General features: G+C 58.3%; 14 protein-coding genes. 3 read left to right on the top strand and 11 right to left on the bottom strand.

The window, feature by feature from the left end; all coding sequences use genetic code 11:
* Positions 1 to 73: 73 nt before the first annotated feature.
* Positions 74 to 4,324: an alpha-glucan family phosphorylase gene (gene glgP, locus ACESTR_RS09620; RefSeq protein WP_373179187.1), complete on the bottom strand. Its 4,251-nt coding sequence runs from the start codon at positions 4,322 to 4,324 to the stop codon at positions 74 to 76.
* Between the two features lie 153 nt (positions 4,325 to 4,477).
* Positions 4,478 to 5,590 (bottom strand): radical SAM family heme chaperone HemW, encoded by a 1,113-nt coding sequence (gene hemW / locus ACESTR_RS09615; protein WP_009598753.1) that lies wholly within the window; start codon positions 5,588 to 5,590, stop codon positions 4,478 to 4,480.
* Positions 5,591 to 5,970: 380 nt separating this feature from the next.
* On the opposite strand from hemW, the gene pckA reads away from it, so the two are divergent.
* Positions 5,971 to 7,578 (top strand): phosphoenolpyruvate carboxykinase (ATP), encoded by a 1,608-nt coding sequence (gene pckA / locus ACESTR_RS09610; RefSeq protein WP_014775168.1) that lies wholly within the window; start codon positions 5,971 to 5,973, stop codon positions 7,576 to 7,578.
* A 390-nt stretch (positions 7,579 to 7,968) separates the two neighbouring features.
* Here the strand turns inward: pckA and ACESTR_RS09605 are convergent, their stop codons facing one another.
* The 4 genes from ACESTR_RS09605 to pyrH form a co-directional block, all read right to left on the bottom strand.
* The gene (locus ACESTR_RS09605; protein ID WP_009597511.1) at positions 7,969 to 8,619 is read right to left on the bottom strand and encodes a DUF3575 domain-containing protein; all 651 of its coding nucleotides are present in this window, start codon (positions 8,617 to 8,619) and stop codon (positions 7,969 to 7,971) included.
* Positions 8,620 to 8,707: 88 nt separating this feature from the next.
* Complete coding sequence (frr, locus tag ACESTR_RS09600) at positions 8,708 to 9,265, bottom strand: ribosome recycling factor (RefSeq protein WP_014775166.1); 558 nt, start codon at positions 9,263 to 9,265, stop codon at positions 8,708 to 8,710.
* Between the two features lie 2 nt (positions 9,266 to 9,267).
* Positions 9,268 to 9,834, bottom strand: a complete 567-nt coding sequence (locus tag ACESTR_RS09595; RefSeq protein ID WP_009597530.1) for a TlpA family protein disulfide reductase — start codon at positions 9,832 to 9,834, stop codon at positions 9,268 to 9,270.
* A 67-nt stretch (positions 9,835 to 9,901) separates the two neighbouring features.
* Positions 9,902 to 10,615 (bottom strand): UMP kinase, encoded by a 714-nt coding sequence (gene pyrH, locus ACESTR_RS09590; protein ID WP_009597522.1) that lies wholly within the window; start codon positions 10,613 to 10,615, stop codon positions 9,902 to 9,904.
* A gap of 223 nt (positions 10,616 to 10,838) precedes the next feature.
* Here pyrH and dxs point away from each other — a divergent pair, with 223 nt between their 5' ends.
* The gene (gene dxs, locus ACESTR_RS09585) at positions 10,839 to 12,737 is read left to right on the top strand and encodes a 1-deoxy-D-xylulose-5-phosphate synthase (RefSeq protein WP_009597526.1); all 1,899 of its coding nucleotides are present in this window, start codon (positions 10,839 to 10,841) and stop codon (positions 12,735 to 12,737) included.
* A 12-nt stretch (positions 12,738 to 12,749) separates the two neighbouring features.
* Here dxs and ACESTR_RS09580 read toward each other — a convergent pair whose 3' ends face one another.
* From ACESTR_RS09580 to ACESTR_RS09560, 5 genes are read right to left on the bottom strand one after another with little or no spacing between them, the layout of a single operon-like run.
* Positions 12,750 to 13,511, bottom strand: a complete 762-nt coding sequence (locus ACESTR_RS09580; RefSeq protein WP_130062538.1) for a YaaA family protein — start codon at positions 13,509 to 13,511, stop codon at positions 12,750 to 12,752.
* A gap of 6 nt (positions 13,512 to 13,517) precedes the next feature.
* A complete protein-coding gene (locus tag ACESTR_RS09575) occupies positions 13,518 to 14,357 on the bottom strand; it encodes an immunoglobulin-like domain-containing protein (protein ID WP_130062537.1) in 840 nt (279 codons plus the stop codon).
* Between the two features lie 11 nt (positions 14,358 to 14,368).
* The gene (locus tag ACESTR_RS09570; protein WP_130062536.1) at positions 14,369 to 15,142 is read right to left on the bottom strand and encodes a radical SAM protein; all 774 of its coding nucleotides are present in this window, start codon (positions 15,140 to 15,142) and stop codon (positions 14,369 to 14,371) included.
* Between the two features lie 56 nt (positions 15,143 to 15,198).
* On the bottom strand, positions 15,199 to 15,495 hold the full coding sequence (locus ACESTR_RS09565; protein WP_130062535.1) for a zinc ribbon domain-containing protein: 297 nt from the start codon (positions 15,493 to 15,495) through the stop codon (positions 15,199 to 15,201).
* An 11-nt stretch (positions 15,496 to 15,506) separates the two neighbouring features.
* Positions 15,507 to 16,127 carry a hypothetical protein gene (locus tag ACESTR_RS09560; RefSeq protein WP_014775162.1) on the bottom strand — a complete coding sequence of 207 codons (621 nt, stop codon included), beginning with the start codon at positions 16,125 to 16,127 and terminating at the stop codon, positions 15,507 to 15,509.
* Positions 16,128 to 16,483: 356 nt separating this feature from the next.
* Between ACESTR_RS09560 and ACESTR_RS09555 the strand changes: the two genes are divergently transcribed.
* Positions 16,484 to 17,641, top strand: a complete 1,158-nt coding sequence (locus ACESTR_RS09555) for a dicarboxylate/amino acid:cation symporter (protein WP_009597549.1) — start codon at positions 16,484 to 16,486, stop codon at positions 17,639 to 17,641.
* Positions 17,642 to 17,748 lie beyond the last annotated feature (107 nt).

Here is a 17,748-nt window from a genome sequence, read left to right as displayed (position 1 = left end):
TAAAATTTTCAGATAAATAATACCCGATAACAGTAAATTAATACCTTTTTTAACATTATTCACGCCAAATTTGCTAAGCCCACTTTACCAATGCAAAATCCATGCGGTGCGGCAGGTGGGGATTGTAGGGATAGAGACGCAGCGCCACATCGAACGTGCCGGCCTCGCCGGGAACGTAATCCAGCGCATAGGTCACGCGGCTGCCGTCGGTTTTGGTGTGTTTCAGCCCGATGGTGCGGGTTACGTTCACCTTGCCGCCGCCGACGATCTGCTGGGCGATGACCATCTCGACGCCGATATCCTCAGGCCGGAGGTTGGCGATGTCCACCGTCACTTCGAAGTGGTACTTCTCGCCGACGAAGATCGCCTCGTCGTCGATCCTCACGCGCTGGACGTCGATCACGCGGACCTTGTCCCATGCGGCCGAAACCTTGCGCTTCCACGCCGCGATCTCGCGGGCCAGCTTGTAGCCGCCTTCGACGATTTCGCGCTTGCGGGCCGCGAGCTTGTTGTAGAACCGCTCCTCGTAATCCCCCAGCATGCGGTTGGTCGTGAAGTTCGACGCGATGTCGGCGACGCACTTTTTGACCGAATCCACCCACTGGTGAGGAATGCCGTCGCTGCCGCGGTCGTAGTATTTCGGCACGATCTGCTCTTCGATGGTGTTGTAAATCATCTCGGCGTCGAGTTCGTCCTGATAGCCCTGATCGGCGAACGTGCGTTCCATGGGCAGCATCCATCCCGCGCCCTCCTTGTAGCCTTCGACCCACCATCCGTCGAGTACCGAGAACTGGAGCACGCCGTTCATGACGCACTTCTCGCCCGACGTACCCGACGCTTCGAGCGGACGGGTCGGGGTGTTGAGCCACACGTCCACGCCCTGCACCATGCGGCGGGCCAGCTCCATGTCGTAATTCTGCAGGAAGAGGATCTTGCCCACGAACTGCGGCATGGCGGCCACCTCGACGATGCGTTTGATGAGGTCCTGACCCGGCTTGTCGTTAGGGTGCGCTTTGCCCGCGAAGATGAACTGCACGGGACGCTCCTTGTTGTTGACGATCGCCGACAGCCGGTCGAGGTTGGTGAACAGCAGGTAGGCGCGCTTGTAGGTGGCGAAGCGGCGGGCGAAACCGATGGTCAGCACGTCGGGCTTGATGCCCTCGATGATCTGAATCATCTGGCGCGGCGAGTCGAGACGCACCTGATTGGGGTCGCTGTAGCGGCGGCGGATATGCTTTACGAGCTTGTTCTTGAGATACATGCGCTCGTTCCACAGCTCCTCGTCGGGAATCTGGTGGACCTTCTGCCATGCCGGGATGTCGTAGGTGTGTCCCTCGAATCCGTCGGCGAAATAGCGGGCGTACAGGCGGCGCATGCTGGTCGCGATCCACGTCGGGAAATGCACGCCGTTGGTGACATACCCGATGTGAAGCTCGTTTTTGAAGTAGCCCGGCCACATGTTGCCCAGAATCTCCTTCGACACCTCGCCGTGGAGCCACGACACGCCGTTCACCTCCTGCGAGAGGTTGCAGGCCAGCACCGACATCGAGAACTTCTCGTTGGGGTCGTTGGGGTTGGTCTTGCCGAGGTTGATATACTGTTCCCACGTGATTCCCAGCACGTCGGGATAGTGCGACATGTACTGGCGGATCATTGATTCGGGGAATGCGTCGTGGCCTGCGGGAACCGGCGTATGGGTCGTGAAGAGCGACGACGAGCGGATCACCTCCAGCGCTTCCGAGAAGGAGAGCTTCTTGTGGGTCACCAGATCGCGGATGCGCTCGATGCCGATGAATGCGGCGTGTCCCTCGTTGCAGTGGAATACGTCGTGTTTGATGCCCAGCTTGCGCAGCGCGCGGATACCGCCGATGCCGAGCAGGATCTCTTGCTTGAGCCGGTTCTCCCAGTCGCCGCCGTAGAGGTGGTGCGTAATCTGCCGGTCCTCTTCGAGGTTGGCCTCGAAGTCCGCGTCGAGCAGGTAGAGGTCCGTGCGTCCCACCTGACATTTCCAGACGCGCGCCCAGAGCGTACGTCCGGGGAAGGCGATGGTGACCGTCATCCAGTTACCGGCTTCGTCGCGCACGGGAGAGATCGGCAGCTTGTAGAAGTTCTGCGCTTCGTAGGTCGCCTCCTGCGCGCCCTGCGACGAGAGCCGCTGCGTGAAGTAGCCGTAACGGTACAGCAGGCCCACGGCCGCCATCGGGACGTTCTTGTCCGACGCCTCCTTGAGGTAGTCGCCGGCCAGAATGCCCAGACCGCCGGAGTAAATCTTGAGCGACGAATGCAGGCCGTACTCCATCGAGAAGTAGGAGATCGAGGTCGCTTTCGGATCGGGTTTCTCGTTCATGTAGTCGCGGAACTGCGCATATACGGCGTCGAGCTGGCTGAGGAAATTCGTATCCTGTTCGAGCTCCTTCATGCGCTCCACGCTCATTTTGTCGAGGAATGCGATCGGATTGCGTTCGCACTCGGCCCACAACGCATGGTCGATGCTTTCGAACAGGTCGCGCGTGCCGGGATTCCAGCACCACCAGAGGTTGCGCGACAGCTCTTCGAGGGCGTGCAGCCGTTTGGGCAGCGTCTTGTCCACCATCATGCGGTTCCAGTTGGGCTTCTCGGCGAAAAGCTGCTGGCGCACGAAGTTGATCTGCTCGTTGCGGTTTCCGCCCTCGTCCAGCACGGCGCGGTTGGTGCGGATGACCGAACTTTCGACAGCCTCGGAGTAAGCCTGCTCGTAGGCGGCGAAGAGGTGTTCCCAGAGCGCCGTTTCGGAGATTTCGTAGGCCGACACGCGCATCTCGTTCACGTGCTTGTCGTCCAGCAGGCTGAAGTGCAGCAGCGACTCGGCGATCTTCTCTTCGACCTCCTGATCGTTGTAGTCGTCGCGCAGAACGATCTCCACGCCCGCATGCTCGCGCTGCTTGGCCGCCCAGAGACCGAATCCGGCCAGCGTCGTGGTGATCGTCGGCACGGAGAAGGCCACCGATTCGAGCGGCGTGTATCCCCACGGTTCGTAGTAGGAGGGGAATACGGTCATGTCCATGCCCACCAGCAGCTCGTAGTAATCCTTGCCGAAGATGCCGTCGGCCTTGTTGAGGTAGGTCGGAACGAAGATCACCTTCACCTTCGAATCGGGCGTGGTCAGGACGCTGCCGTTGAGGGCGTTTACGATCGGATCGCTGTTCTGGTATTCGAGGTAGTGGGTCGAGTATTTGTACTGCCCGCCGTCGATGGGCTTCGACGGGTCGGCCAGATGCGCCTGCAGGTCCGCGCGCGGACCGCGGTTGGCGGCGGGCACGGTGATGTAGGCCAGCACCTGACGTTTGAGCCGGGGCGATGCGGCCAGTTTCTTGAGCGATTCGATGAATACGTCGATGCCCTTGTTGCGGAATTCGTAGCGTCCGCTGGTGCCGACGATCAGCGGCTCCTCGGCGAACTTTTCGCCCAGACACGCTTCGGCCACCGAGATCATCGTTTTGCGGGCTTCGGCGCGTTTTGCGTCGTACTCCTCGCCGGTCCAGACGAAATCGTTTTCGAAGCCGTTGGGCGTGATGCAGTCGGGTTCGCGGCCCAGCAGGAATTTGCACTCGTTGGCCGTGATGTCGCTGACCGTGACGAATGCGTCGTGGTAGGCAGCGGCGGCCTTTTCGATCGAGTGTTTGGCCACGACGTTGAACTGGCGTGCCAGCTCGTCGGCGTTGAACTTGGTCAGGTCGGTGTAGAGCGGCAGGTGGTTGCCCGCGATGCAGCGGCCCATGACCGTGGCGTGCGTGGTGAAGAGCGTCGCCACATAGGGTGCGTGGCGGCGCAGGTAGAGACCGCCCGCCGCGGTCATCCATTCGTGGAAATGGGCGGCGATCTTGTCGGTCGCGGTGCAGAAGTTCTCGACATAGGAGGCGATCACCGCGCCTGCGGCGTAGCCGAAGAGCACGGGTTCGATGTAGTCCCACTGACCCGAAATCGAATCGACGTGGTAGGTCTCCCAGAGTTTCTTGAGTATTTCGTCCTTGCGGGGAATCAGCGAGGTGAAGTCCACCAGTATGGCCGTCGGTTCGCCCTTGATTTTCCAGTGTCCCGCGCGGATGCGGATGCCTTCGGCGTAGAGTCCCTGACGCCATGCCTTCAGCAGGTTGGGATCCTCCTCGAATTCGGGGTTCACGCCTTCGTGCTGCAGGTCGGGGCCGATGAGGATGTAGCGCTCGTTGAATTTCCGGATGGCCGTTTGCGCTTTGGTCGAGACTACCGTATGGATGCCGCCGATTTTGTTGCAGACCTCCCAACTTACCTCGAACAGGTAATCGGGGGTTAGTTTTGCATTGCTCATATTTGTGATGCTTGTTTGTAATTTACTTGTCGAATCGGTTGAAAACCGGTGCAAAGGTAATACTTATATTTATATTAACAATCTCGAAAGGGTAATTAGTAAAAAAATTTAAGAATAACTTAACATTTCAGTTTCACTTGGTTGCGCGCGTCGTTATGTTTCGAAAAGGGCCTCGATCACGGCGTCCGAGATCAGAAACCGCTCCGGGGGAACCGCCAGCCGTCCGCCTGCGTCGCGGAGCGCGCCGCTTTGCAGATAGGGGGCCGCCTCTTCGCGCATCCGCTCCAGCCGTTTCGTGCCGAAACGGGCCGCGACCTCCCGCGTGTCGATTCCTTCGGCGGTTCGGAGCGCCGTCATGACGTACTCGTTGAAACGGTCCCTGTTCGTGAGGAGTTCGCGTTCCGCCGGATCGCCCGCGATGTACCGCTCCACCGAACCTACGTTCCAGTGCCGCTCCTCGCCGTCGAACGAGTGCGCCGCAGGACCGATGCCGAGGTACTTCGCGCCGTGCCAGTACGCCGCGTTGTGGCGGGCGCGGAAGCCCGGAAGGGCGAAATTCGAGACTTCGTAGTGTTCGAATCCCGCTCTGGTCAGCGTCTCGTGGACCGTGAGGAACTCCGTTTCGCTGACCTGCTCGTCCACGGCCCGGAATTCGCCTCGCGCAGCGCGCCGCCCGAAAGCCGTATCGGGTTCGACGGTCAAATGGTATGCCGAAATATGCTGTACGCCGAGCGAAAGGGCCGTATCGAGCGAGCGGCGCAGCGTATCGCCGCCGAAACCCGGCACGCCGAAGATCAGATCGAGGGTGATGTTGCCGAATCCGGCGCGCTGCGCAGCGCGGATCGCTTCGGCCGCCTGCGCGGCCGTGTGGCGGCGGTTCATCAGCTTCAGGCAGTCGTCGTCGAACGACTGTACGCCGATCGAAAGGCGGTCGATGCCCGCTTCGAGCAGCCCGCCGAGGTACTCGGCCGTCAGGTCGTCGGGATTGGCTTCGAGCGTCGTCTCTTCGGCGCCGGAGCAGTCGAAGAGTTGTGCGGCGTGGTCCAGCAGTCCCCTGATCGCTTCGGGCGTGCAGAGCGACGGCGTTCCGCCGCCGAAATAGCGGGTCGTCACCGCTTCGCCGCCCGGATAGCCGCGCCGGTCGTCCAGTTCGCGGTGCATGGCCGCCAGCAGGTCGTCCATGCGCCGCAGGTCGGCGCTTTTGTAAAAGTCGCAGTAGGCGCAGACGCGCTTGCAGAAGGGTATGTGGAAATAGAGTCCGGCCATGGTTACCAAAGTTAAGAAAAAAACGGAGACGGCGGCACATTATTTTCCGATTTTTCCGAAACAGGCCGAAAGCCGGTGCGCTCCGCGTTTTTCGGAGGCTGCCGGATTCGTCCGGCACAACCGGAAATCGCGGCAGCATGTTTGCGGTATGTCCGCAGTTCCTGAGCTGCGCGCGGCTTCGGGCGGAGGAGATACGAAGTTATAAATGAATCATATACGGGCATCGGAAAAAATAATGTTCTTTTTTTGTGTTTTTCACTGTTAATTTTTTCACAAGTGTAAAAGTTTTTCTACCTTTGTGCGGTTAAAGTCCGCATGCGCGGATTTCGACGGTTAGGTTAAATCTTGGATTTGATGTTTTATTAAAAATAACGATTGCTATGAACAAAATGGATTTGAAAAAGTACGGGATCACGGGTGTGACCGAGATCGTGTACAATCCGTCGTACGACGAACTCTTCCGCGAGGAGACCAAGAAGGGCCTCCGCGGCTTCGAAAAGGGTCAGGAGACCGAAATGGGCGCCGTGAACGTGATGACCGGCGTTTACACCGGCCGTTCGCCCAAAGACAAGTTCTTCGTAATGGACGAGACCACGAAAGATACGATCTGGTGGACTTCCGACGAGTATAAGAACGACAACAAGCCCGTAACCAAGGCGGCTTGGAAAGAGCTGAAGAAGATCGCTTCGCAGGAGCTGTCGGGCAAGAAGCTTTACGTCGTCGATACTTTCTGCGGCGCCAACGAGAACTCGCGTCTGAAGATCCGCTTCATCATGGAGGTGGCTTGGCAGGCGCACTTCGTTAAGAACATGTTCATCCGTCCGACCGACGCCGAACTGGAGAATTACGGAGAGCCCGATTTCGTCGTGCTCAACGCATCGAAGGCCAAGGTCAAGAACTACAAGAAACTCGGTCTGAACTCGGAGACGGCCGTCGTCTTCAACCTCACCGAGAAGATGCAGGTCATCATCAACACGTGGTACGGCGGCGAGATGAAGAAGGGCATGTTCTCCTACATGAACTACCTGCTTCCGCTCAAGGGCATGGCTTCGATGCACTGCTCGGCCAACACCAACGCCAAAGGCGAGACGGCTATCTTCTTCGGTCTGTCGGGAACCGGCAAGACCACGCTTTCGACCGACCCGAAGCGCGAGCTGATCGGCGACGACGAGCACGGCTGGGACGACGACGGCGTATTCAACTTCGAGGGCGGCTGCTACGCCAAGGTTATCAACCTCTCGCAGGAGAACGAGCCCGACATCTGGAACGCCATCCGCCGCAACGCGCTGCTGGAGAACGTGACGGTAGACAAGAAGGGCAAGATCGACTTCTCCGACAAGTCGGTTACGGAGAATACCCGCGTATCGTACCCGATCTTCCACATCGAAAATATCGTGAAGCCCGTATCGAAGGCTCCGGCCGCCAAGAAGGTGATCTTCCTCTCGGCCGACGCATTCGGCGTGCTGCCCCCGGTTTCGATCCTGAACGCCGAGCAGACCAAGTACTACTTCCTCTCCGGCTTCACCGCCAAGCTGGCCGGTACCGAGCGCGGCATCACCGAACCGACTCCGACCTTCTCGGCCTGCTTCGGCGCAGCGTTCCTTTCGCTGCACCCCACCAAGTACGGTGAGGAGCTGGTGAAGAAGATGCAGAAGTCGGGCGCCAAGGCTTACCTCGTGAACACGGGTTGGAACGGCACCGGCAAACGTATCTCGATCAAGGATACGCGCGGCATCATCGACGCCATCCTCGACGGTTCGATCGACAAGGCCGAGACCAAGACGCTGCCCATCTTCGACTTCAAGATCCCGACGGCTCTGCCCGGCGTGGATCCCAAGATCCTCGATCCGCGCGACACCTACAAGAACGCCAAGGATTGGGACGTGAAGGCCGAGGACCTCGCAAACCGCTTCGTGAAGAACTTCGTGAAGTTCACGGGCAACGAGGAAGGCAAGAAGCTCGTAGCTGCCGGCCCGAAGGTTAAGTAATTCCCGATGACTGCGGCGCAGGCCGCGCATCGTCAGAACGCGGAAGCGGGGTATTTCCACCCCGCTTCCGTTTTTTTGCGCATGTAGTGCGCCGTCCGGATCATGCCGTCCGGAGGAACGGACAGAGTCGGCAAAACCGGCAGCCCCGCAGATTCCGCAGCCCCTCCCCGCAGAATCAGTGGAACTTGCGGAGTCGGCGGAATTAGCGGAAGAACGGGCAGAACCCGCGGAGTCGGACGTTTCGAAACCGGCGTTTGCTTTCGGAGTGTAGCCGTGTTTTGCCGGCCCGTAACCTGTCCGGACACATCCGGCAAGACGAAACGCCCTGCTCCTCAAAGAGCAGGGCGTTTGTGTTTGTCCGCCGTTTGCGGCCGTTTTTCGCAATCCGTGTTATCTGCTGCAGGAACCGTCGGTGCGCAGTCGCTTGGGCATGAAAATCCGGTAGCCGATCGAGACGCCGAGCTTGTTGGGATACCACTCCGACGAGCCGTTGAACGGATCGGGGTTCTCCGGCTGCACCGGGCGGTGGGGATACATGTCTACCTTGCCGTCGAAACTGTATCCGTTGTAGTGGCTGTCCATCCATGCCCATCCGAAGAAAGCGTCGAGCAGCCACCGCTCCCCGAACTGGTGTTCGTAACCCACGCACAGGCCGATCATCATGCCGTAGCCTTTGCAGTAGCGGTCTTCGAATTTCAGCTTCCAGCCTTCGATATAGGGTTTCGACATGTCGAAAGCCATCATGCCGATATTGGCGCCCAGATACCAGCCCCGGTTGTGCTCCTTGAAGTAGCGGCGGTATTCGCCCATGAAGATGGCGAAGGTCATATGCTTCCGGTTGATCGACTTCCACGGCGAGACCACGATGTCGGTCTGCAGGGTCGATTTGGGGGATATGGCGAATTCCACAGAGGGGTTTACGACGCCGACCAGCGCATAGAGCGCGTTGAGTTTGACGTAGCCCTGCGATGCTGCGTTCTGTATGCCGAACAGCGAAAACAATACGATCAGGACCGAAATCTTGCGGAATGGCTTTTTCATCGGGACGGAATGTTTAGGAGGGGCAAATATATGAAAAAATCCGGCCAATATATGAATCGGGCCGGATTTTCATGCGGATGAAACCGTTTCAGACGGTCATGATCTCCTTCTCTTTCTTCAGGAGCGCTTCGTCGAGCAGCTTAGAGAATTTTTCCAACAGCTTCTGCGACTGGGTTTCGCCGTCCTTCGATTCGTCTTCGGGCATGCCCTCCTTCTGGGCCTTCTTGAATGCCTCGACGGCGTCGCGGCGGGCGTTGCGCAGGCTGATGCGGGCCGTTTCGGCTTCGCCGCGGATCTGCTTCACCAGCTCCTTGCGGCGCTCTTCGGTCAGGGGCGGAATCGTCAGGCGTATCTGCTCGCCGTTGTTCGAGGGGGTCAGGCCGATGTTCGAGTCGATGATGGCTTTTTCCAGCGGGCGGAGCATGTTCTTGTCCCACGGCTGGATCAGGATCGTCTTGGCGTCGGGAACCGTGACGCTGGCCGCGCCCGATACGGGCACCTGCGAGCCGAAGTAATCTACCATGATGCCGTTCAGGGCGTTGGGCGAGGCTTTGCCCGCGCGCACGTTCAGAAGTTCCTCTTCGAGGTGGTCGATAGCCTTCTGCATACGGCCGGAGGCTTCGTTGAGAATCGTTTTGGTATCCATAGTTATTCGAGTGTTTTTTCGATGGTTTTGATCATTTCGTCGAACTCTTCGGGGTCGTACCCTACCGACGCCAGCACGACCTTGCCGTTGCGGTCGATGACGAAATTACGCGGAATGTAGTTCGACGCATAACGGTCGTAGACGGTCTGCGAGGGGTCGAGACCCATCGGGAAGGAGTAGCCGGTCTTTTCGCGGAACGCCGCCACGGTCTGGTGCGTTTCGCCGCGCGAGATGGGCAGGAATACGAAATCGCGGCCTGCGAAACGGTCGATCACGTCGCTCTGCACGCGCGCCAGCTCCTGCCGGCAGGGCGGACACCACGTGGCCCAGAAGTTCAGCAGGACGACCTTGCCTTTCAGTTCGGCGAGGTCGGTTTTGCCGCCGCCGAACATCTCGACCGTGAAGTCGGGGGCTTTGTCGCCGGCCTTCACGAGCGTCGTCGATTCGACGTCGCCGGCCTTTTTGCTGCTGTTGCCGCCGCATGAAGGCAGCAGCAGGATGACGGCGACGATCGCGACGATCAGCGCCAGCATGATCCATAATTGTCTGTTACTCTTTTTTGTCGCCATGTTTTTTCGTTGTTTTGGTTTGTCGGGCACTTTGTCGCACGGAGTCCGGAGTGCCGGCCGGAAGCTCCTATGAAAGCCCGGTTACGAGCGTTCCGATCTGTTCGCCTGCAAGTACTTTGCCCAGATTGCCCGGCGTGTCCATGTCGAAGACGATGATGCCGAGTCCGTTCTCGCGGCAAAGGGTGAACGCCGTGAGGTCCATGACTTTCAGCCTGCGGTCGAGCACCTCCTCGAACGTGATCCGGTCGAACTTCACGGCCGTCGGGTCCTTTTCGGGGTCGGCCGTGTAAACGCCGTCCACGCGGGTGCCTTTGAGCATCACGTCGGCTTCGATCTCGATGCCGCGCAGCGCCGACGCCGAGTCGGTCGTGAAATAGGGATTCGACGTGCCGCCGCCGATAATCACCACATAGCCCGCTTCGAGGTACTCGATGGCACGGGCCTTGGAGTAGTATTCGCCGATGGGTTCCATGCGGATCGAAGTCAGTACCTTGGCCTTCACGCCGTTGTCCTCCAGTGCCGACTGCAGCGCCAGCGAGTTGATGATCGTGGCCAGCATGCCCATCTGGTCGCCCTTCACGCGGTCGAAGCCCTTCTTGGCGCCGGTGAGTCCGCGGAAGATGTTGCCGCCGCCGATGACGATGCCGATCTGGACGCCCGTCCCGGCGGCCGCCTTGATCTGTTCGGCGTAGGACTGGAGCACTTCGGGCGAGAGTCCGTATTTCTGCGAACCTTGCAGCGATTCGCCGCTCAGTTTGAGGAGTATTCTCTTGTATTTCATGTTGCAATGGATTTACCGTAACGCGAAGATAGAAATTTTTTCGAAAAAAACCGGCATCAATGACTATCTTTACAGAAAATAGACGCCCTCCGGACCGTGTCCGAACAAATTCGGCGCGGTGTCCGGTGCGCACGCTTTTCGACGCCGTTCCGGAAAGGCTGCGTCCGGCCAAAAGGCGGACGGGCTTGCTTTTGTGCCCTGCTTGCATTATCTTTGTCTCGCCATGACGCCGGAAGAATACAGACTGCTTCTACATATCGATTCGCCGGAGGACCTCAAAAGGCTCTCCGCGGAGGAGTTGCGCGCTTACTGCGACGAGTTGCGACGCTATATCGTCGACGAATGTTCGGTAAATCCCGGACACCTCGCGTCGAGTCTGGGGGCTGTGGAGCTGGCCGCCGCCCTGCATTATGTCTTCGACACGCCCGCCGATAAGATCGTGTGGGACGTGGGGCACCAGACCTATGCCCACAAGATCATCACGGGCCGCCGCGAAGCGTTCAAAACCAAGCGCCGGCTGGGGGGCATCAGCGGCTTCCCGCGCATGTCCGAGAGCGAATACGACGCTTTCGGCGGGGGACACGCCTCGGTGTCGATCTCGGCGGCCTTCGGCATGGCCAAGGCGGCCGAACTGCGGGGCGAGAAGTATCGGGTCGTGGCGGTCATCGGCGACGGTTCGATGACCGGCGGGCTGGCCTTCGAAGGGCTGAACAACGCCGGGGCCAGCAAGCGCACCAACCTGCTGGTGATTCTGAACGACAACAACATGGCGATCGATCAGGCCACGGGCGCGCTGAAAAACTACCTGCTCAAGATTTCGACTTCGGTCCACTACAACCGCTTCAAGCAACGGTTGTGGGGCATCCTTTCGCATACGCCGCGCCTGCTGCGTCTCTGCCAGAAGGCGGGCAACGCCGTCAAGCAGGGGCTGCTCAACAAGAGCAATCTGTTCGAAAGTCTCAATTTCCGCTATTTCGGACCCGTGGACGGCCACAACCTCAAGGAATTGGTGCGGACGCTTCGCGCGCTGCGCGATATCGAAGGACCCAAACTGCTGCACGTCATGACCGTAAAGGGCAAGGGCTACCTGCCCGCCGAGCACAACCAGCCCGTCTGGCATGCGCCGGGGCGGTTCAATCCCGATACGGGCGAGCGGATTTCGTCGCCGGGCTCGGCGTCGCGCTATCAGGACGTGTTCGGCGAGACGCTCGTCGAACTTGCCGAACGCGACAGCCGCGTCGTGGGCGTCACGCCCGCCATGCCGTCGGGCTGCTCGATGAATCTGCTGATGCAGGCCATGCCGTCGCGCTGTTTCGACGTGGGCATCGCCGAGGGGCATGCCGTGACTTTCTCGGCGGGACTCGCCGCCGCGGGCATGGTGCCCTTCTGCAATATCTATTCGACCTTCATGCAGCGGGCTTACGACAATGTGATCCACGACGTCGCCATTCAGGACCTTCCGGTGGTGATGTGTCTCGACCGGGGCGGTCTGGTCGGCGAGGACGGCGTGACGCATCACGGAGTCTTCGACATGGCGGCCTTCGGCTGCGTGCCGACACTGGCGATCGCCGCGCCGATGGACGAGCTGGAACTGCGCGGCATGATGTATACGGGACTGCAGTACGGCCATCCCTTCATGATCCGCTATCCCCGCGGCTGCGGCGAAGGCCGGATGTGGCGCGGTGCGCGGTTCGAAACCCTGCCCGTGGGCCGGGGACGCAAGCTCCGCGACGGAGCGGATGTGGCGCTGGTGACCGTCGGAACGGTCGGCAACGCCGCCGCACGCGCCGCCGCACGCGCCGCCGAAGAAGGGGTGAGCGCAGCCCATTACGACCTGCGCTTCGCCAAACCTCTCGACGAGGAACTGCTCCTCGAAGTGGGTGCGAAGTTCCGCCGCGTGGTGACGGTCGAGGACGGCGCCCTGCGCGGAGGCGTCGGCGAAGCCGTCGCGGCATTTTTCAATGCACGCGGGCTGGACGTTTCGGTGCGTTCGCTGGGCATCGGCGACGAGTGGGTCGAACACGGAACTCCGGCTCAGCTCTATGCCCTCTGCGGCTATGACGAGGAGGGTATTCTGAAAGCCCTGCTCGAAACGAAACAGGCGCCGGTCTGCGCCGAATAATATCCGGACTCCTTACATCGTAAACACCCAGTCGTCGGCTTTGCTGAGCGTCGGATTCAGCCGGAAACCCTCCCACTCGAACGCTTTCAGCTGCTGCGGATCGCCGATGCGGTTTTTGAGGATATGACGGGTCATTTCGCCGCGGCACATTTTCGTATAGACCACGACGGTTTTCAGCCGGTCGTCTTCGCGGATGCGGAATTCGGGGGTGACGACCCGTACTTCGCGGCAGATGCGCTTCCAGTCGAACAGCCGCTTCATCTCACTGCTGGCCAGATTGACCAGTATGCCGTCGTCGGCCTTGATCTTCTCCAGAAAGGCGTCCGTCAGTTTGTCCTGCCAATATTCGAAAACCGTCTGCTCGCCGTGGCCGGGCAGTACGGCGTCGCCTTCGAGCCGGTAGGTGCGGATCGTGTCCAGCGGACGGAGCAGTCCGTAAAGGAACGAGGTGATGTTGAGGTGCGCCTGCGCATATTCGAAATCCCCGGCCGTGAAATCCGCCGGAGCGATCCGTTTGAACACGATGCCCGTGTAGGCCGCCAGCGCCGGCAGCGCCCTCACCGCATTGTCGTGGAAACGGCTGTAGCGGAGCCGGTTCGTCGCGGCGATCCGATGGTTTACGCGCAGGATTTTCGCCAGCTCTTCGGTGGAGAGCGTCGCCAGCTGTCCGGCCAGCTCCCCGGCCTGCGCGCCGTAAAGGGGCGAAGTGGTGCGGGGTATCGGCAGGGAGGTGCTTTCGGCCATCGTTTTGGCACAGGAGAGGAGTATTTGCATGATTTGTCAGTTGTTGTCGCCCACCTGCTCCGGAAAGCGGGTGAACGGGACGAAGGGCGTCACCGTAAAATCGGCGGTGAGCAGGTAGTCGCGGCGCGGATTTTCCATGTAAACGTTTTTGCAGATGCGGTAACGGGCGTATACGGACGGATAGACGCGCGGCGCGAGCCGGGCCGTGAAGCCGTAGGCGTACTCTTTCGTCTGCCGGGCGTCGCCGGGGACGGGAAATTGCGGGCGGCCGATGCCGATCAGCAGGGAGTTCCATGCGTCGGCGCCCGGCAGTGTTTCCCACCGGCCGTTTTGGAACCTGCAAACGGTGTAGTCCGTCCCGAAATAGACGGTCGAATCGCCGCGATAGCGGATCGTAAGCCGTACGCAGTCGGTCTCCGCAGGGTAGAAGGCATATTCGGCGTCCATGCTCAGTCCGTCGGGCGGCGGCGTGCCTTCGGGGGCGGGCGGATAGGGCGTCGTGTCGGGATCGAACCCTTCGAGTCGGATCAGGGGGCTGTCGTGCACGTAACGGCGGAAGCGGGCTTTCATCGCCGAGTCGGCCCGGAGCAGGTGGACACGGACGATCCCTGCGGTTTCGTCGGTCCCGGACGACCGGACGGCGTCGGCGATGCTTGCTATTTCCTTGGTTGCGGATGCGCGGGCGGCGTTCGCGCTTCCGTCGAATGTTTCGCGCTCCGGTGTGCAGGCGGCGAATCCCCGGTCGGTCGTGAGCAGGATGTCGAGACGGCGCCACACGCTGTCCTGCAGTTCGCCCAGTTCGCGCGCCGTGGGACGGCGCTGGGCGGTCGCCGTACAACCGGCGGCGAGCAGCAGCGATAACAGGAGCAGTCTCATCGGCAGGCGGGTTATGCTACCGAACAGGGGATACCGAGCGTTTCGACGCGGGCGGCGATGGCCTGCAGCTCCTCGCGCGGAACCTTTTCGAGCGTCCGGCACGGGGTGTCGCGGTCGAGCGAGTAGACCATGACCTGCCGCGGCCGGATCTCTTCGATCAGCCGCAGCCATGCCGAGACCTCCTCTTCGGTCGTGTTGTCTGTTTTCTGTCCGTCGCATTCGCCGCGCAGGAACATGGTCTGCACGGTCAGGCGTCCGTCGAAGCCCTTCATCTGCTCCACGACGCCGCGGACGGTGTAGGCGGGGCTTTGGGGGTTGTTCATCAGACGCGCCGTGGCGTCGAACGCCGAGTCGAGTTTGAGAATGTTGTTGTCCACCCGCAGCAGGGCGCGGCGCACCTCTTCGCGGTGGAGCTGGGTGGCGTTCGAGAGCACCGAGACCTTGGCCGACGGGCACAATGCGTCGCGCAGGGCGATCGTATCGCCGATCACCGCTTCGAATTCGGGATGCAGGGTCGGCTCGCCGTTGCCGGCGAAGGTGATGACGTCGGGCGGCGTGCCGTCCGCCACCATGCGGCGCAGCGTCGCTTCGAGCTGCGTGCGGACATCTTCGCGGGCGTTGAATCGCCGTCCGCCGGGGTGTTCGGCGTTCCAGCCGCATTCGCAGTAGATGCAGTCGAACGAGCAGAGTTTCGAATCGGTCGGCAGGAGGTTCACCCCCAGCGAAAGGCCCAGCCGCCGTGAGTGCACCGGGCCGAAAATGATGTCGTGAAATAGTGATGTCATGATGCAAAAATACAAAATCGTTCGGAATTATAAATTTATGGCATTTTTAAAAATTATCATTGATTTAGTTTTTTCTTTTTGAAAAAATTGTAACATATCATTATTCCAAATACAATAATCGTAATTATACCTATTATTGGGAGGTCTTCTTCTGGTATGTCATATTCCGAAAGGATTATGCTAAAAAGGAATATAATAACTAATATTAGGCATCCCATATTCATTGATTGTAAAAAGCAACCTTCTGTTTTGGGAAAGAAGCTGTGATTACTAATTTGATATCCGCATTTGGGGCAGTGAGGAGCCTGATCTGAAATGCTATTCCCACATTCTGGACAATTGATTAGTGCCATAATTAAAAAATCTATTTTGTTATAGTTAGTCGATAATATGTATAATGTTTTTCGTAATACTTGCTTTTGATTTTTTCTTGAGATAAATTGACTGTATATGTTGAAAATGTCCAGTGAAATGAATTTAGGGGTGGTTGCGAACCTAATATTTTAGATATATGATTTTTGAGTAGAATAATATTTGATGTTTGAACTAATATTGTATCATCATATAATGGTTCGATTAACATCGATAAAGTATGTAATTTATTATTGACAAATTTGGGTTGAATATCAAAGATTATGGAAAACGATTGTGTGCTAGTAAAATTGCCAACTGAATTATCATGAACGGTTATGTTCTGGGTTTCAAACCAATGCATGCAATATGTGTTGTTATCCCATATCGACATTTTGCCACTGTTCTTATATTGTTTGATAAGTGAATTATATTCTAATTTAGACATTCCAAGATGAAATCCGAGAAGAATATTTGGTGAAATTGTAGATATTCTATCTTCTTGTTGAGTGTTTTGTTTTGACTCTGCGTTTTGTTGTGTTGGTATTTTTTTTTGTTTGTTTTGTGCAGAAAAAATAGTGATGGCACTCCCAATTATACAGCCACCCAAAAGGAATAAGAGGATTTTATTCATAAGATTGTTTTTTTTGCGAGACCGCTGACTCCTTTACGATCATTTGTTAAAAAAAGAAGTGTGGAGTCTATTGCCTATCTGTTAGGAGGTTCTGGTAAACCTTGAGTCAAATAAACAATACTCCACACCTGCGAGTATGGAATATTGTTTCGCATACGATTGCAAGCGAATGAGTGTTATTGTTTTTCTTGACTCTATGAAATTTACCAGATTTCCTAACAAGAATAAAAGCAAAACACTTTCATCAAAATATGTCTGTCTATGAAGACAACACAAAGATACGAATTATTTGTTAATGATGCATATGAATTGAAAAAGCTAAGTAATTTTCCTATCTTTACAAAAATCATTCTCCTATGAAATTCAGGTTCGGACTGCTGCCGCGCGTCGTACTGGCCATCGGGCTGGGCGTGGGATGCGGCTTTTTCTTTCCCGAATGGGCGACGCGCATCGCGCTGACGTTCAACGATATTTTCGGGCAGTTCCTCTCGTTCGTCATTCCGCTGCTGATCCTTGGTCTGGTGGCGCCGGGCATCGCCGATCTGGGGAAGAACGCCGGGTGGCTGCTGGCCGTCACGGCGGCGCTGGCCTATGCCTTCACGCTTTTTTCGGGCTTCGGAACCTATTTGGTGGGGCGGGCGGTCTTTCCCGCGCTGCTCGAAGGCTCGCAGGCCGTGCTGCCCGACGATGCGGGCGCGGCGCTCACGCCCTATTTCACGGTTCAGATGCCGCCGCTGTTCGGCGTCATGTCGGCGCTGGTGCTGGCCTTCGTGCTCGGACTGGGCATGGCCTATACCCATAGCGTGAAGCTCAAGGGGGTGATGGACGAATTCAAGGGGATTATCGAACGCGTGATCGGCAGCGTCATCATTCCGCTGCTGCCGTTCTATATCTTCGGCATTTTCCTCTCGATGACCCGGTCGGGGCAGGTCGCGGGCGTGCTGGGCGTCTTCGTGAAGCTGATCGCGGTGATCTTCTGCATGACCGTCGTGCTGCTGCTCGTGCAGTTCTCCGTCGCCGGACTCGCGGCGCGCAAAAATCCGCTGCGGATGCTCCGCACGATGCTTGCGGCTTACGTCACGGCGCTCGGAACGCAGTCTTCGGCCGCCACGATCCCCGTGACGCTGGCGCAGACCCTCAAACTCGGCGTGCGGCCCGAAATCGCATCGTTCGTCGTGCCGCTCTGCGCGACGATCCACCTCTCCGGCTCGATGATGAAGATCGTCGCCTGCGCGCTGGCCGTGTCGATGATCGCCGGACTGGAGCTGCCGGCCGGAACGTTCGTGGGATTCATCCTGCTGCTGGCCGTGACGATGATCGCGGCTCCGGGGGTGCCGGGCGGGGCGATCATGGCCGCGCTGGGACTGCTGGAGTCGATGCTGGGATTCGACGAAACGCTCGCCGGACTGATGATCGCCACCTATATCGCCATGGACAGTTTCGGCACGGCGACCAACGTCACGGGCGACGGCGCCGTGGCGGTGATCGTCGATGCGATCGACCGGCGGCGCTGAAAACCGTTCCGGGGCCGCCGAAAGCGGCCTTTTTTCTTTTTATACCTGTGTAAATAAGTATAAATGCGTACCCGTGCCGAATAAAAAACGGCTAATTTTGATGGCTA

The sequence above is a fragment of the Alistipes sp. DJF_B185 genome, assembly GCF_964250025.1.
GTDB lineage: Bacteria > Bacteroidota > Bacteroidia > Bacteroidales > Rikenellaceae > Alistipes > Alistipes finegoldii.
The sequence above is the reverse complement of the archived record's forward strand: the minus strand, read 5'-3'. Positions and strand labels throughout refer to the sequence as shown.